Raw genomic sequence first — 16,805 nt, 5'->3', positions numbered from 1 at the left:
AAGGACCGGAATGCCGGCCCAGTCAAAAGTAACCAAAAGGTCCTCGCCCCAACACTCGGTGCCTCGCTTAGGCTCGGCATGCCCGCAATCCGACAGTGATTTGGGGGGCCGCCGCGATGGGCCATCCTTGGCCCAGCGCGGCTAAACCGGCGTCCTGCCTGTTTACCCCCCAAATCACTGTCAGATTCCGGCCATCGTGTTTGACGGGGCGATTTCAGATCAAGATCAAAAACGCAGATCAAAAGACCGCTGACTTCGTCATCGAAAAGGATGTAAGGGCCGGAGCAACAGCAACAGCAACAGCAGAGCCATACTCGGTCAAAGGTGGGAGCTGGCTTGCCTGCGATAGCATCAACTCAGTGTGCCTGATGTACCGAGGTGTCTGCATCGCAGGCAAGCCAGCTCCCACAGAAAGGCAGATCCCAAAGAAAAGCAGCTCTTCAGTGTATGCAAATCCGCAGCCGGCCTCATATTCAGAACTGCATGCGGTCAACTGTGGGAGCGGGCTTGCTCGCGAATGCGGTGTATCAGTGACAGATAAATTGACTGACCCACCGCATTCGCGAGCAAGCCCGCTCCCACATTTAGACCGCGTTGTATCAGGTAGATAGGCTTTGGCTTTGGCTTTGGCTTTGGCTTTGCACTTGACCTGGCTCTTGCTTCAACCACTCAGGTCGGCTTTCAGGCCGCCGTGCTGTAGATCTTGATCTTGATCTGCTTTTGATCTGAGACGCCCCGTTAACCACGATGGCCGAACGCAGGCTTGAATCCGTGGGTAACCCGGCAGGACGCCGGGTTAGCCGCGCTGGGCCAAGGATGGCCCATCGCGGCGGCCCACGGATTCAAGCCGGAGTGAGGGCACACCGAGCCTAAGCGAGGTGCCGAGTGGTGGGGCGAGGACCTTTTGGTTACTTTTGCGTCCTTGCAAAAGTGACCCGCTGTAAGAGCGGAACCAATATCAGCCGTTACCGCAGCAACGGATATACACACCGACAAACCGCCACAGCAGGCAACCCAGCTCCCACATTTAGTTTTGCATCAGGCCTTCTGAGCCAACAACTCCAACCCTTCATGCAACGCCGGGAACAAACTGTTATTAAAGTTGTTCCAGCGCAATTCGAGGATGGTGTCCTCCGGCGAAATCTCGGTTTTCAGCACATCGTGAAACACTTCGCCCGAATCAATGCCGTTGTCCACGTAGTGGAATGAAGCACCAGTGAGGTACAGCGGTTCGCTGGCCTTGGTTGCTTTGCTCGCCCAATCCACCACCGTCTGCCCACGCGCGCCGTACAAGGCATTCCAGGTGGCATAGGCCCCACGGCGCTCATACGGCGACTCAATGCGGGTAATGCCTGGGTGGATGTTCATGATCCGACGCGCAAACGGCGCACCGGGCCGCACCAGCTCATCAAGGATCACCAGCAGGCCGTCCAGCACCACAATGTCGGCTTTCAACTCCACCAGTGTGTCGTGCAGGCGACGTTCAAAATCCTGTTTGCCGGCGATGTGTTCCGCGCTGCCACGCGGCAGGCGGCGATAGGTAGACGGCACGCTCAGCAACAAATCATTGACCAGCTTGCCCTGCACCCGCAGGTCCGCCGGGTAGAGCCACTGGCGGCCCGGCTGGTAGGCAAAACCATAGTCGGCCACCAACTGCTGGTCCCGTGGGTTCTGCTCGTCATCGTCATACACCACACCGACCAGGTTGTAGGCCTGGCCCAAAGGTGTGTCGTTCAGCGACCCCACCAGAAACTCCAGCACCGACTTCATATAGCGCTCGTGGTCCTTGTAGGCCACCGGCTGGCCTGCCTTATCGGCGGCAGCGTTTCTCAGGGACCAGACATACACCAGATTCTTTTTCGTCATTGTTTCGCTCTCGCTGGATAGATCAGGCACGCGTCGATACGCGTGCGCCTACTTCACAAGAACGAACCAGGCCACGGGCAATTTATCCACCCACTTCACCGCACGGCGTACGGCGCTAAATAGTCGTCCCGGCACTTCGTTTGTCATGGGTAAGGGTCTGTGTGCCCAGCCCCCTCTTTTTCACTTTCCGGGAAGTATTTATGACCGACCCCAAGCGCGGCGCCTTTAACGGTTTGCTCGCATTGCTCAGGCCTTTTCGCACCATCGTGACAGTCTCTGTCGCGCTGGGCATGGCCGGCGGCCTGGCCATCACGTTGCTGCTGGCGACTATCAATAACGCCCTGCACTCTACAACCGGCATGACCCAGGGCGTGATCTTGACCTTCGCGGCGCTGTGCCTGTTGGCGCTGACCAGTTCGATCGTCTCGGATATCGGCACCAACTACGTGGGCCAGCGGATCATTGCCGCCCTGCGCAAGGATCTCGGCGAGAAAGTGCTGTCGGCGCCCATTGAGCAGATCGAACGCTACCGCTCGCACCGCCTGATTCCGGTACTGACTCACGACGTCGACACCATCAGCGATTTCTCCTTCGCCTTCACCCCGTTGGCCATCGCCAGCACGGTGACCCTGGGTTGCCTGGGGTACCTGGCCTACCTGTCAGTGCCGATGTTCCTGATGATGATCGTCGCCATTGTGATCGGCAGCAGCGTGCAGTTCATCGCCGGCCACAAAGGCATTCGCGGCTTCGACGCAGCCCGCGACCTGGAAGACGAACTGCAGCGCTACTATTCGGCGATTGCCTCCGGCGCCAAGGAGCTGCGCATCCACCGGCCACGGCGCTACCGGATGAACACCCACCGCATCCAGGAAACCGCCGACCGGATCAGCGACATCCAGGTGCGCTCGGTGAATATTTACATCGTGGCCAAAACCTTTGGCTCGATGCTGTTCTTTGTGGTCATAGGCCTGGCCCTGGCCATGCAAGCCTACAACCCCAACCCGGACCCGGCGGTGATCACCGGTTTCGTGTTGGTGCTGCTGTACATGAAAGGCCCGCTTGAACACGTGATCGGTTACCTGCCGATCATCGGCAAGGCCGGCATTGCCTTTGCGCGTATTACCGAGCTGTCTGATCGCTTCTCGTCCCCCGAGCCGCATTTGTTGATGGACGGCAGCGAAGCCCCCACACCGGTGGTCAACAGCCTTGAACTGCGTGGCGTCACCTACAGCCCACCGCCCGTAGAGGGCAGCGAGCCGTTTCATCTGGGGCCGATCAACCTCAGCATCAAGCAGGGCGATATCGTGTTTATCGTCGGCGAGAACGGCTGCGGCAAGACCACGCTGATCAAACTGTTGCTGGGCTTGTATCAACCCGACGCCGGGGAAATCCGCCTGAACGGCGAAACCGTGACCGACCCGGTGCGCGATGACTATCGCCAATTGTTCACCACGGTGTTCGCCGACTACTACCTGTTCGACGACCTGGTCCAGGGCAGCGCCACGCAATCGCTGGACAGTGCCGCCAAGTACCTGGAGCGCCTGGAAATCGCGCACAAAGTCAGCGTCAAGGACGGCGTATTCAGTACCACCGACCTCTCCACCGGGCAGCGCAAGCGTCTGGCGCTGGTCAATGCCTGGCTCGAAGAACGCCCAGTGCTGGTGTTTGACGAATGGGCCGCCGACCAGGACCCGGCCTTCCGCCGCGTGTTCTACACCGAGCTGCTGCCAGACCTCAAACGCCTGGGCAAAACCATCATCGTGATCAGCCACGACGACCGCTATTTCGACATCGCCGACCAACTGGTGCGCCTGCGAGCGGGCAAGATCGTGCACGAGATGGAGCCGGCCTGAAGTTTTTTTTCCGGTTTTTCCGGATAGGAACGTCTCACTAGTGGTAATGAGAATTGACCTCAATAAACACTAAAAGCTGCCCACTTAAAACATAGAAGAGAATGCATCCATGCCAGCAACGTTCGGTCTGAGTCCCTTGAGCAAGGCACTCTCCATGCGCCGCCTCTTGAACACCCCTCTGCTGCCAAGCGCCATTGCCTTTGCACTCGCACTGCCGGTCGCAGGTTATGTGCAGGCGCAGGAGGTCGAGCTGAATGTGCCTGCACAGCCGCTGGGGAGCGCGCTTCAGGAGTTCGGTCGCCAGACCAACTTGCAGGTGCTCTACAGCCCGACCGACGTTGAAGGCAAACGCAGCCACGCGATCAAAGGCAAATTGCAACCTGGCCAGGCCATGACCACCTTGTTGACCGGGACGGGCATCAGCTATGACCTGCAGGGCAGCTCGTTCACCATCAGCGCGGCGAAAACGTCGGCACTGGAATTGGGCGCAACGCAGGTAACCGCCAACCAGTTGGGGACCATCACCGAAGGTTCCGGCTCCTACACCCCAGGCACCATCGCCACCGCGACGCGCATGGTGTTAAGCCCACGTGAGACGCCACAATCGATTTCCGTGGTGACCCGCCAGGCCATGGACGACTTCAACCTCAAGTCGATCGACGACGTGATGCGTCACACACCGGGCATTACTGTTGCCGCCTATGACAGCGAGCGCACCAGCTACTTCTCTCGCGGTTTCGCCATTCAGAACTTCCAGTACGACGGTATTCCGATCCTGCAGGATGCCCAGTACTCGTCGGGCCACACCTTGACCGACACTGTGATCTACGACCGCGTCGAAATTCTCAAGGGCGCCACCGGCCTGCTGACCGGCGCCGGCGGCCCGGGCGGCACCATCAATATGGTACGTAAAAAGCCCACATCGGAATTCAAGGGCTATGTCGACCTGGGCGCAGGCTCCTGGGACAACTACCGTTCGGAAATCGACGTCAGCGGCCCGCTGACCGAGACCGGCAATGTGCGTGGCCGAGCTGTTGCGGCGTACCAGGATAAACATTCATTCCTCGATCACTACCAACGCCAGACCAACGTCTACTACGGCATTCTCGAGTTCGACCTGGCACCGGATACGTTGCTGACCGTCGGTGGCGACTATCAGGACAGCGACCCGCAGGGCTCCAGCTGGTCCGGTTCGGCCTCACTCTTTGACTCGGCTGGTAACCGCATCAGTACACCACGCTCCTTCAACAACGGCGCCAAGTACAGCAAGTGGAAACAGTACACCCGTACCGCCTTCGCCACCCTGGAACACACGTTCGACAACGGCTGGGTCGGCAAGGCGCAGTACAACCACCAGATCAACGGCTACAAAGCCCCGCTGTCGGCCCTGCAGTCACCCAATGCCGAAACGGGCAAGGCACCGCTGCTGACCCGAACCTACAATGGTGAAACCACCAGCGACACGGGTGATCTCTACGCCACCGGGCCGTTCAGCCTGTTCGGGCGTGAACATGAACTGGTGGTCGGCACTTCGGTCTCGCGTTCGCGCTGGCTAGGCAGTGATTACACCAACGCCACCAACTACGAAAACAGCCATGACTATTTCAACTGGGACGGCGATGCTCTCAAACCGGACCGTGGTCCTCGAACCAAAAAGAACGACGAGCTGACCCGCCAGAGCGCCAGCTACATCACCGGGCGCTTCAGTCTCGCGGATGACTTGCACCTGATCCTCGGCACTCGGGTCAACAACTATGAAGTCAGCGGCACCAGCCAGGTCAAGGACACCGGCAAGGTAGTGCCGTACGCCGGCATCACCTATGACCTTAACGACAACTTCTCGGCCTACGCCAGCTTCACCGAAATCTACCTGCCGCAGGACGATTACCGAGACCGCAACGACAAACCGCTGGAACCGGATGAAGGCAAGAACTACGAGATCGGCCTCAAAGGCGAGTTCTTCGATGGCCGCCTGAACTCGAGCCTGGCCTACTTCGAGGTTCACGAGAAAAACCGCCCCATCGACGACACCGATTACATCCCCGACAGCCACCCTGGACTGGATTACGCCTCCAAGGGCACCGAAGCCAAAACCAAAGGCTATGAAGCGGAAATCTCCGGCGAGCTGGCGCCGGGCTGGCAGTTGCAGGCGGGCTATACCCACAAAATCATACGCGACAAACAGGGTGAGAAACTCTCCACCTGGGAACCGGAAGATCAGGTCAATATCTACACCAGCTACAAGCTGACCGGCCCACTCGACAAACTGACCCTGGGCACCGGCGTGCGCTGGCAGGGCACTGGCTGGAAACTGCTGAACAACTACGCCAAAGGCACTGAGGAAAACTTCTCCCAGGACCCACTGTGGATCGTCGACGCGATGGCCCGCTACCAGGTGACCGAGAACGTATCGGCGACCCTCAACGTCAACAACATCTTCGACAAGAAGTACTACACCAACATCGGCTTCTACAACTCGGCTTACTACGGCGACCCGCGTAACGTCATGCTCAGCACCCGCTGGAACTTCTGATCCAGCCCAAGCCCCTGGTCATCGCTGATGGCCAGGGGCTTTTTGTTGCCCGCTGAAATCGTGACGCTTGGCGAATAACACCGATAAAAAAACGCCCCTGGCCATCGGTCCAGGGGCGTTTCTTTTACACGGGGGGTTACTTCATCGCATCAGCAAAGCTCTGTACAAACGCGGCGTTATCGATGATTCGGTCATGGGTAGAGTCAATCAGTACGGATTGCTCAATACAGGGCCGGCCCATAACCTGCGCCATGCTTGCCTCAATCAACTGACGATGCTGCCCTGCCCGGCTCGCAGCCGCCCACCAGCAACGGATCGGTGCCTGGATCGGCTTGAAGTCGGCGTCCTTGAGACTCTGGCCAAGAGCACGGTCGAGTTCCCAGGAGATCTGCGCTTCGTCACCTTCAAGCAAGCTGGCCTTTACTTCAAGATAGGTTTCACCGAGTGCATTTTCGGCCCACGTGCTGAACGCCTGCCATTGCTGAACCTCGTCGTCGGCAACCGCCTGGCTTTGCAACCATGCGTCTTGGATCAGCTGGCTCGACTGCGCAAACATCACCTGCAATAACTCGACCCGCCGTTGATTAACCGGCGCTTCACTGTCATCGGTCATCACTGCCGTGTCCCAATAGTCCTTGAGCCAGTACGGCGGCGATGCGTCGATCCACCCCACAACCTCGACCACACGCCCCGCCTGTTCCAACGCATACGCAACCTCCATGGCCAGGTTGCCACCCAGGGACCAACCGGCCAGGCGGTAAGGGCCTTCGGGCACGGCATCGAGCAGTTGCACGGTGTAGTCGTCGACCATTGATTGCCAGCTGGGTACTTCACTGCCCTCCTCGACCAACGCCCGACTGATCACCCCCAGCACCGGCCGCTGGTCACGCAGCGCCAGGCCGATAGCCTTGTAGCAATGCACCGAACCGTAGCTGGGGTGAAACAGGAACAGCGGCGTGCCTTGGGCCTGGCTGTTGAGTTTGACGATCAACGACTGGTGGGTCTCGCCCCCCAGGCAAGCGACCTGCCCCGCAATGCTCGGGTTAAGCATCAATTGGCTGACCGACAGCGCTGTGCCGGTCGCCTTGCGGATGCGCTCCTTGAGCCTCAACACCAACAGCGAATGGCCACCCAGTTCAAAGAAATTGTCATTCAAGCCGACACGTTCAACCTCAAGCACTTCGCTCCAAATGGTTGCGAGACGCTGCTCCAATTCGGTCTGCGGCGCCTGGTAGACGCGCTCTTGCAAGTGCGCATCAGCCTTGGGCAACGCCTTGCGGTCCAGCTTGCCATTCGGGCTCAGGGGCATGTGCGCCAGCAGCACCCATTGCGCCGGCACCATATAGTCCGGCAGGTGTGCCAAGAGGTGTTCGCCCAGTGACTCACGCCAGGTTTCGCTCGGCGCCTGCAACACCAGATAGCCCACCAGGTGCTTGCCATCGACCACCTGGACCGAAGCTTCCTGTACCTGTGGATGCTCAAGAACGCGCGCTTCAATTTCACCCAGTTCAATGCGCAGGCCACGCAATTTGACCTGATGATCCAGGCGCCCAAGGTACTCGACAACCCCGTCGGCACGCTGACGCACGCGGTCGCCGGTACGATACAGGCGCTCTCCCGGCGCGAACGGCGAAGCAACAAACCGTTCGGCTGTGAGCCCAGGGCGTCGATGATAACCGCGTGCCAAGCCGATACCGCCCAGGTACAACTCACCTGCCACGCCCACAGCGGTCGCTTGCAGTTGTGCGTCCAGCACATAGGTGCACAGGTTGGCGATCGGCTGGCCAATGGGCACCGTGTCACGCCCTTCGTCAACGCAAGTCCAGTGGGTCACGTCGATGGCGGCTTCGGTCGGGCCATACAGGTTGTACAACGCGGTTTGCGGCAGCTTGCGCAAGACCTGCTGTTGCGCATCCACCGGTAGCGCTTCGCCGCTGCACACAATGCGTTGCAAGGCGTGGCAGGAAGCAACGGCCGGGTCTTGCAGGAAAGCTTGCAGCATCGACGGCACAAAGTGCAGCGTGGTCACCTGTTCGGTGTTGATCAGCGCTACCAGCCTGGCCGGGTCGCGGTGATCCCCCGGCGCAGCCACCACCAGGCGCGCGCCGGTCATCAGCGGCCAGAAGAACTCCCACACCGACACGTCGAAGCTGAACGGGGTCTTTTGCAGCACCGTGTCACGGGCATTCAACCGGTAGGCTTCCTGCATCCAGCACAGGCGGTTAGTCAGCGCACAGTGGCGGTTTCCCGCACCTTTGGGCTGGCCGGTGGAGCCGGAGGTGTAAATCACATAGGCGAGGTTTTCGCCGCTCAGCACGCTAATGGGATTGGCTTCGCTGTAACTGTCGAAATCGGACTCGCCCAACACCAGCGTGTCCACTCCGTGTGGAATCGGCAATCGACTCAGCAGATGGGCCTGGGTCAGCAACATACTCACGCCGCTGTCTTCCAGCATGTAGGCCAGTCGCTCGCGTGGGTATTCCGGATCGAGCGGCACATAAGCGCCACCGGCCTTGAGTACCGCCAACAGGCCGACGACCATTTCTATCGAACGCTCCACGGCCAGCCCCACCAACACGTCGGGGCCGACACCGGCGTCCATCAGGCGATGGGCCAGGCGGTTGGCCTGCCGATTAAGTTGGGTGTAGGTCAAGCGCTGCCCGGCAAATACCAGCGCCTCGGCATCCGGCGTGAGTTCGACCTGGCCTTCGATCAACTGATGCACAGGCTGCTGCGTGTAATCGCGAGCAGTGGCGTTCCAGTCTTGCAGCGCGCTACGTTCCTCGGCGTCGCCCAACAGCGGCAACTGGCTGACGCGCTGTTGCGGGTCGTCGAGCATGCCTTGCAATAGATTTTGCCAGTGCGCCAGCATGCGCTTGAGCATGGCCGGCTCGAACAGGTCGGTCGCATAGGTCAGGGTGGCCCAGATACCCTGCGCGGTGGCCTGGGTGTCCAGGCTCAGATCGAACTGCGCGGTCTGGCTGCCCCAATCCAGGCCCTCCACCCGCAAGTCGGGCAACTGACGGCCACGGGTAGCCAACCCCGCATCGCTCTGATGGTTGAACAACACCTGGAACAACGGGTTATGGCTCAGGCTGCGCTCCGGCTGCAGGGCTTCGACCAGTTGCTCGAAGGGCAGGTCCTGATGGCTCTGCGCATCCAGGCTGCGGCGTTTAGCCTGTTGCAGCAGTTGGGTGACGGTGATCTGCTCGTCAAGGTCGGCCTTGAGCACCTGCGTGTTGACAAAGAAGCCGACCAACCGCTCGACCTCAACCCGGTTGCGGTTGGCGATCGGCACCCCGACACGGATGTCGTGCTGGCCACTGTAGCGGTACAACAAACCCTGAAAGGACGCCAGCAACAGCATGAACAACGTCACGCCTTCGCGCTGCGCCAATGCGTTGAGCCCTTCGGCCAGTTGCGTCGGCAACTCAAGCTCCAGGCTGGCGCCGCGATAGCTTTGCAGCGCCGGGCGGGCGTGCGTGGTGGGCAGCTCCAATACCGGTTGCTCACCGCCCAGCAGCTCGCTCCAGTAAGCCAATTGACGCTCGCGCTCACCCGCCGCCATCCACTCGCGTTGCCAGTGTGCGTAGTCGGCATACTGCAAGGCCAACGCCGGCAACTGCGCGACCTCGCCCTGGTTGTAGGCGCTATACAACTGCACCAGTTCGTCGACCATCACCTGCATCGACCAGCCATCGGAAACGATATGGTGCTGCACCAGCACCAGTACGTGCTCATCGTCGGCCAGACGCAACAAGGTGACGCGCAGCAGCGGCCCCTGCTGCAGGTTGAAGGGCTTGGCGATTTCGGCTTCTACCTGCTGCTGCAACGTTTTCTCAGTCGCATCGCCTCGCAGGATCAGCAACGGTTCGGCGGGCAAAATCACCTGCACTGCGCGCTCATCCTGCTGATCGATGCGGGTGCGCAAGCTCTCATGTCGAGCCACCAAACGGTCAAAACTGCACTGCAAGGCAGGCTGATCAAGGCGACCGCTCAGGCGCAGAATGCTCGGGATATGGTAAGCGGCGCTTTGCGGATCCAGTTGCCAAAGAAACCATTGGCGCTCCTGGGCAAAGGACAACACTAACGGCTGATCGCGCCCAATCGCCACCAGCGGTGGCGCCAGATCTTCTTCAGCGGCTTGCAGTGCGAGCACAAACCCTTGCAGTTGCGGCTGCTCAAACAAGGTGCGCAGTGGCACGTCGCGTTCAAGCAACTGGCGCACTCGAGAAATCACCTGCATGGCCAGCAACGAGTGCCCGCCCAACTCGAAGAAATGATCCGTCAGGCCAATGCGCGCAGCGCCCAGCACCTGGGCCCAAATCGCCGCGACCTGCTGTTGCAATGGCGTAACCGGCTCAACCCACACACCTTGCGACTGCGCCGCGTCCGGCTGGGGCAAGCCCTTACGGTCGAGCTTGCCGTTGGGCGTCAACGGCATCTGGTCCAGGAACATGAAGTGCGCAGGCACCATATAGTCGGGCAGACGGGCTTTCAGGGCACGTCGCAAGGCTTCGCGGAATGCGACCGGGTCGGCCACGGGCTCAGCGGGCACGACGTACGCCACCAACTGCTTGCCGCTCGGACTTTCCTGGGCCACGACGACCGTTTCACCGACCGCATCCTGCTCACGCAAGCGCGCTTCGATTTCGCCCAACTCAATACGGAAACCACGGATTTTCACCTGATGGTCGACACGCCCGAGGTAATCCACCACGCCGTCCGCACGCCCACGGGTCAGGTCGCCACTGCGGTACACGCGGCTGCCGGGCTTGCCGAATGGGTCCGGCACAAAACGTTCAGCGGTGAGTGCCGGGCGTTCCAGATAACCACGCGCCACGCCTTCGCCGCCCAGGTACAGCTCACCGGCCACGCCGATCGGTTGCAGGTTGAGTTGTGAGTCCAGCACGTAGCCGCTGCGGTTGCCCAACAATGTGCCGATTGGCGCATAGACCGCGCCGCACGGATCGCCGCGACGGGCTTTCCACAGCAGCGGCGTGACCACGGTTTCGGTCGGGCCGTAGCCGTTGAACAGGTAAGTCGGTTTGAGTGCGCGCCAGGCCAGGTCGTAACTGGCCTGCGCCACCGCATCGCCGCCGAAGCAGTACACGCGCACATTGGGCGGGTTGCCATCGCGTTCGGCATGCTCGGCCAACTGTTGCAGGTATACCGGCGGGAACACGGCCAAGGTCACGTTGTGACGGTGCATTTGCGCGTAGGTGTATTCCGGCAGCCACAGGCTGTCGTCGCGGATCAGCACGCTGGCGCCATTGATCAGCGGGTGCATCCAGCCTTCGTGGGAACCATCGAAGGCGAAGGACATGAAATGCAGTTCGCAATCGGCCGGGCCGGTTTCGTAGCGTTCGCCGGTGGCGATGATGTGCGCCACCAACGGCCCGTGGGAAACCGCCACGCCCTTGGGCATGCCGGTGGAGCCGGAGGTGTAGATCACGTAGACGAGGTTGTCGCCATCCAGATTCACCTGCGGCGCGGTATCGCTGTAGCCGGTCCAGTCTTCGGTGCGGTCAATGGCCAGGGTTTCGAGCCCTTCCGCTACCGGCAATTGCGCCAAGGCACTGCTGTGGCTCAGCAGCAATTTCGCGCGGCTGTCTTGCATCATGTACAGCAGGCGATCACGCGGGTATTCGATGTCCAGCGGCACATACACGCCGCCAGCTTTCATCACCGCAAGGAACGCCACCATAATTTCGGCACTGCGCGGCATGGCAATCGCCACCCGCACTTCCGGGCCGACGCCACGGGCGATCAGCGCATGGGCCAGGCGGTTGGCCTGGCGATCCAGCTCGCCATAAGTCAGGGTTTGCGTATCGAATTTGACCGCCACCGCATCCGGGTTTTCCCGGGCGCGATCGGCGAACAGCTCATGCACCAAGCGTTCGGCCGAGAAACCGGAGTCGGTGCAGTTCCACAGTTGCAGGATGTGCTGCTGCTCGTCGTCATCCAACAGGTGCAACTGGCCGATGTTCTGCTGCTGATCGGCAACCATCGCCTGCAACAGGTTCTGCCAGTGGCGGGCCATGCGTTCAATGGTGGCGGCTTCAAACAGATCGGTAGCATAGCCCAGCGAGGCCCACAGCCCTTGTGTACTTTCGTGCGCGTCCAAGTCTAGGTCGAAGTGCGCGGTGCGGCGCTCCCACTCCAGGCCTTCGATGTGCAAATCCGTCAGTGCTTGCGCGCCCAGGTGACTCTCGCTCTGATAATTGAACATGACCTGGAACAGCGGGTTCAGGCTCAGGCTACGCTCGGGTTGCAGGGCTTCGACCAATTGCTCGAACGGCAGGTCCTGATGGGCCTGGGCCTCCAGCGCACGCTGCTTGACCTGGGCCAACAACTCGGCAACCGTCATGTGCCCATCGATATCGGCCTTGAGTACCTGAGTGTTGACGAAAAAGCCGATCAGACGCTCGGTTTCCACACGGTTGCGATTGGCGATCGGCACGCCTACGCGAATGTCTTGCTGGCCACTGTAGCGGTGCAGCAACGTCTGGAACGAGGCCAGCAGTAACATGAACATCGTCACGCCCTGCGCTTGCGCCAGGGCTTTAAGCCCTTGCGCCAGGCTGGCAGGCAACGGTATATCCAGGCGCGCGCCGCGATGGCTTTGCTGCGCTGGCCGTTGATGGTCGAACGGCAACTCCAGCACCGGCTGCTCGCCACCGAGCAAGTCACGCCAGTAATCCAGCTGGCGGGACTTTTCACCCGCCTCCATCCACGTACGCTGCCACACGGCAAAGTCGGCGTACTGGATCGGCATCACCGGCAACTGCACAGCCTGGCCTTGGCTGAACGCGGCATAGAGCTGCACCAGCTCGTCGATCATGACTTGCATCGACCAACCGTCAGAGACGATGTGATGCTGCACCAGCACCAACACATGATCGTCCTGCGCCACACGCATTAAGGTCACGCGCAGCAACGGCCCGCGTTGCAGATTGAATGGGTGGGCGATTTCGGCTTCGACTTGCGCTTGCAGATCAGCTTCTTGCACGTCAACGCACTGGATAGGCAGCACCGCCTGCGCATGGATGAGTTGCCGCGCACCCTCCGCGTGCTGTTCTACGCAGGTGCGCAGGCTTTCATGGCGAGCGACCAGCACATCGAAACTGCGCTGCAACGCCGCGGTATCCAGCGGCCCCTTGAGGCGCAAGGCACTGGGGATATGGTAGGCGGCGCTGTCAGGGGCCAGTTGCCAAAGGAACCACTGACGCTCCTGAGCATAGGACAGTGGCAACGGCTGGTCACGGCCGACCGGCACCAGTGCCGGCGCCTGCTCACCGAGCCCCCCTTCCAAGGCGTGCAAAGCGCCAGCGAACCCTTCCAGGCGCGGCTGCTCGAACACCAGCTTGAGCGGTACTTCGCGCCCCAGCGTATGACGCAAGCGTGAAACCACCTGCATGGCCAGCAGTGAATGCCCGCCCATCTCAAAGAAATGGTCGGTCAACCCTACGCGCTCAACGCCCAGAATATTCGCCCATACGGCCGCGACCTGCTGCTCCAGCTCAGTCACCGGTGCCACCCATGCCTGCTGCGATTGGCTGGCGTCGGGTTTGGGCAGCGCGTGACGATCCAGCTTGCCGTTGGGGTTCAGCGGCATGCGGTCGAGGAAGATGAGGTGGGCCGGCACCATATAATCCGGCAGTTGTTCGCGCAGCGTCAGCTTGAGGGATGCGGCGTCTTGCTGCTCGGCAACCAGATAGGCGACCAATTGATTGTCGACGGCCAGCACCAGCGTTTCGCGTACGCAGGGCTGGGCCAACAACAGCGCCTCGATTTCACCCAGTTCAATACGAAAACCGCGGATTTTGACCTGATGATCGACCCGCCCGACATACTCGATGACACCATCGGCGCGGTAGCGTGCCAGGTCGCCAGTGCGATACAGGCGCTCACCGGTTGCGCCGAACCGGTCCGGCACAAAGCGCTCAGCCGTGAGCAGCGCGCGGTTCAAATAGGCGCGCGCCAAACCACAACGGCTGCCGATGTACAGCTCGCCCACCGCCCCCAACGGCGCCAGGTTCAGGTCGCGGTCCAGCACGTAAAGGGCACGGCCTGGCAAGGAACGGCCAATCGGGCTGGCGGTGGCACCGACGATTTCAGCAGCGGATGTGCAATCCAGCACACTCGACACCACGGTCGCTTCTGTAGGGCCATAGGTGTTGAGCAAGCGCACATGGCCAAGACCGGCTTTCACCCACTGCGCCGGGCCATCCAGTGGCATGGCTTCGCCACCGATGTGGACTTGTCGAAGCGCGCCATAGGATCGAGGGCCCACCGCCAGGCAATCGAGCAGGAACAGGTTCCAGTAAGCGGTCGGCAAGTCGGCCAGCGTGATGCCTTGGGCGATGATTTCGTCGTACAGTCGAGCGCTGTCCCACAGCTGCGGCCCTCGCAGGACCACTGTCGCGCCGTGGGTCAGCGCCGGGTAGAGCTGCTCGACGAAACCGTCGAAATTCAAGGTAGCGAATTGCAGTACGCGGTCATCCTGGGTCAGGCGCGAATAGTCGGCGGCCATCCGGGAAAACTCGGTCAGCGCCGCATGATCGATGGCCACGCCTTTGGGCTTGCCGGTGGAGCCTGAGGTGTAAATCACGTACGCCAGGTTGTGTTTGTCGACCTTGACCTGCGGGTTGCTCTCGCCGTAGTTGACCAGGCTCGAATCCGCCACATCCAGCGTCGCCATGCCTTCGGGCAGCGGCATCAGCACATGGGATTGCGTCAGCACCAAACGCACACCGCTGTCCTCAAGCATGTGCAGCAGGCGTTCACGCGGGTATTGCGGGTCCAACGGCACATAAGCGCCACCAGCCTTGAGCACGGCCAACAAGCCAACCACCATCTCGAACGAACGCTCGACCGCTACACCCACCCGCACTTCCGGGCCGACATCGCGCTCAATCAGTGCATGCGCCAGGCGGTTGGCCTGGCGATTCAACTCGGCATAGCTGATGGTGTGTTCGTCCAGGCACAGTGCAACCGCCTCCGGGCGGCTTTGCACCTGGGCCTCGAACAATCCGTGAACTCCTGCCGCCGCTTCGAACACAGGGCCACCCTGGTTCCAGCCATACAGCAAGTCACGCTGTTCTGCATCGATCAGCATTGCCAACTGCGCCACACGGGTGTCCGCACGCCCGACAATCGCGCGCAGCAAGCGCTGCCAATGCTCGGCCATGCGCTGCACAGTGGGCGCGTCAAACAGGTCAGTGGCGTAGGTCAGCGAAGCCCAGATACCTTGCGGGGATTCTTGAGTATCCAGGCTAAGGTCAAACTGTGCGCTCTGACTGTCCCACTCCAGCGCCTCAAGTGCCAGGCCCGGCAATTGCAGCTCGCCCCGCGACTTATTGGCTTCAGTCTGGTGGTTGAACATCACCTGAAACAACGGGTTATGGCTCAGGCTGCGCTCCGGTTGCAGCGCCTCGACAAGCTGCTCGAACGGCAGATCCTGATGGCTCTGCGCCTGGAGTGCGCGTTGCTTGACCTGGGCCAGCAACTGACTGAAGGGCATCTGCCCGTCGATATCGGCCTTGAACACCTGGGTATTGACGAAGAAGCCGATAAGGCGCTCGGTTTCTGCACGATTACGGTTGGCGATCGGCACACCGACGCGGATATCCGACTGCCCGCTGTAGCGATACAACAGCGTTTGGAAGGACGCCAGCAACAGCATGAACAACGTCACACCTTCGCGTTGAGCCAGCGCCTTGAGACTGCTGACCAACACAGCGTCCAGGTCCATGTCCAGACGCGCGCCTCGATAGCTTTGCACCGGCGGGCGCGGATGATCCAGGGGCAACTCTAACACCGGCTGCTCACCGCCCAACAGCTCAACCCAGTAACCCAGCTGGCGCTCTTTTTCGCCGGCGTCCATCCAACTGCGCTGCCACAAGGCATAGTCGGGGTATTGAACCGGCAATTCAGGCAAGCGCACATCCTGCCCCTGGCTGTAGCCCACGTACAACTGCACCAGCTCATCGACCATGACCTGCATCGACCAGCCGTCGGAGACAATGTGGTGCAACACCAGTACCAGTACATGCTCATCCGGCGCCAGCTGCAGTAATTTCACCCGCAACAGCGGGCCCTGTTGCAGATCGAAGGGTTTGGCGACTTCGGCTTGCACTTGAGCTTCGAGTTGCGTGCGCTCACCCACACCCTCAGCGATCTCAAGGTGCATGTCCGGCTTCACCACCTGTAATACCTGATCGACGTCTTGATGCAGGCAGGTGCGCAAACTTTCGTGACGGGCAATCAAGGCATCAAAGCTGCGCTGCAAGGCCGACCGATCAAGTCGACCTTTCAACCGCAACGCACGTGGCAAATGGTAGGCAGGGCTCTGCGGCTCCAACTGCCACAAAAACCACTGCCGCTCCTGGGCATAAGAGAGTCGCAGCGGCTCGCCTTCCTGACGCTTGAAAACCGGGGCAATCTCAAACAGGTTGATGCCTTGCTGCTTGAGCATTACCGCCAACGCTTTCTTTTGTTGCGCAGAAAGTGAACCTACCGACTCGATTAATGCTTGCACGCCACGCCCC

4 protein-coding genes are annotated in these 16,805 nt (G+C 60.7%); 2 read left to right on the top strand and 2 right to left on the bottom strand.

What is annotated here, in order from left to right; all coding sequences use genetic code 11:
- Window positions 1-1,038 precede the first annotated feature (1,038 nt).
- Window positions 1,039-1,866 carry a formyl transferase gene (locus tag P5706_RS13875; RefSeq protein ID WP_285679574.1) on the bottom strand — a complete coding sequence of 276 codons (828 nt, stop codon included), beginning with the start codon at window positions 1,864-1,866 and terminating at the stop codon, window positions 1,039-1,041.
- A 200-nt stretch (window positions 1,867-2,066) separates the two neighbouring features.
- Here P5706_RS13875 and P5706_RS13870 point away from each other — a divergent pair, with 200 nt between their 5' ends.
- Complete coding sequence (locus tag P5706_RS13870; RefSeq protein ID WP_285679573.1) at window positions 2,067-3,719, top strand: cyclic peptide export ABC transporter; 1,653 nt, start codon at window positions 2,067-2,069, stop codon at window positions 3,717-3,719.
- 154 nt (window positions 3,720-3,873) lie between these two features.
- Window positions 3,874-6,252, top strand: coding sequence for a TonB-dependent siderophore receptor (locus P5706_RS13865; protein WP_285679571.1), 2,379 nt, complete (start codon window positions 3,874-3,876; stop codon window positions 6,250-6,252).
- 136 nt (window positions 6,253-6,388) lie between these two features.
- Here P5706_RS13865 and P5706_RS13860 read toward each other — a convergent pair whose 3' ends face one another.
- Window positions 6,389-16,795 carry an amino acid adenylation domain-containing protein gene (locus P5706_RS13860; protein WP_502945478.1) on the bottom strand — a complete coding sequence of 3,469 codons (10,407 nt, stop codon included), beginning with the start codon at window positions 16,793-16,795 and terminating at the stop codon, window positions 6,389-6,391.
- Window positions 16,796-16,805: the final 10 nt, after the last annotated feature.

Origin of the sequence: Pseudomonas sp. ChxA, from assembly GCF_030263855.1 — a bacterium.
Lineage (GTDB): Bacteria > Pseudomonadota > Gammaproteobacteria > Pseudomonadales > Pseudomonadaceae > Aquipseudomonas > Aquipseudomonas fluorescens_CB.
Note: the sequence above shows the minus strand (reverse complement) of the source record. Positions and strands in the feature narration are given on the sequence as shown.

Bases quoted from the DNA above. Each gene is read 5' to 3' on its own strand.
- P5706_RS13875 (WP_285679574.1), bottom strand. From the start codon at position 1,866: ATGACGAAAAAGAATCTGGTGTATGTCTGGTCCCTGAGAAACGCTGCC.
- P5706_RS13870 (WP_285679573.1), top strand. From the start codon at position 2,067: ATGACCGACCCCAAGCGCGGCGCCTTTAACGGTTTGCTCGCATTGCTC.
- P5706_RS13865 (WP_285679571.1), top strand. From the start codon at position 3,874: ATGCGCCGCCTCTTGAACACCCCTCTGCTGCCAAGCGCCATTGCCTTT.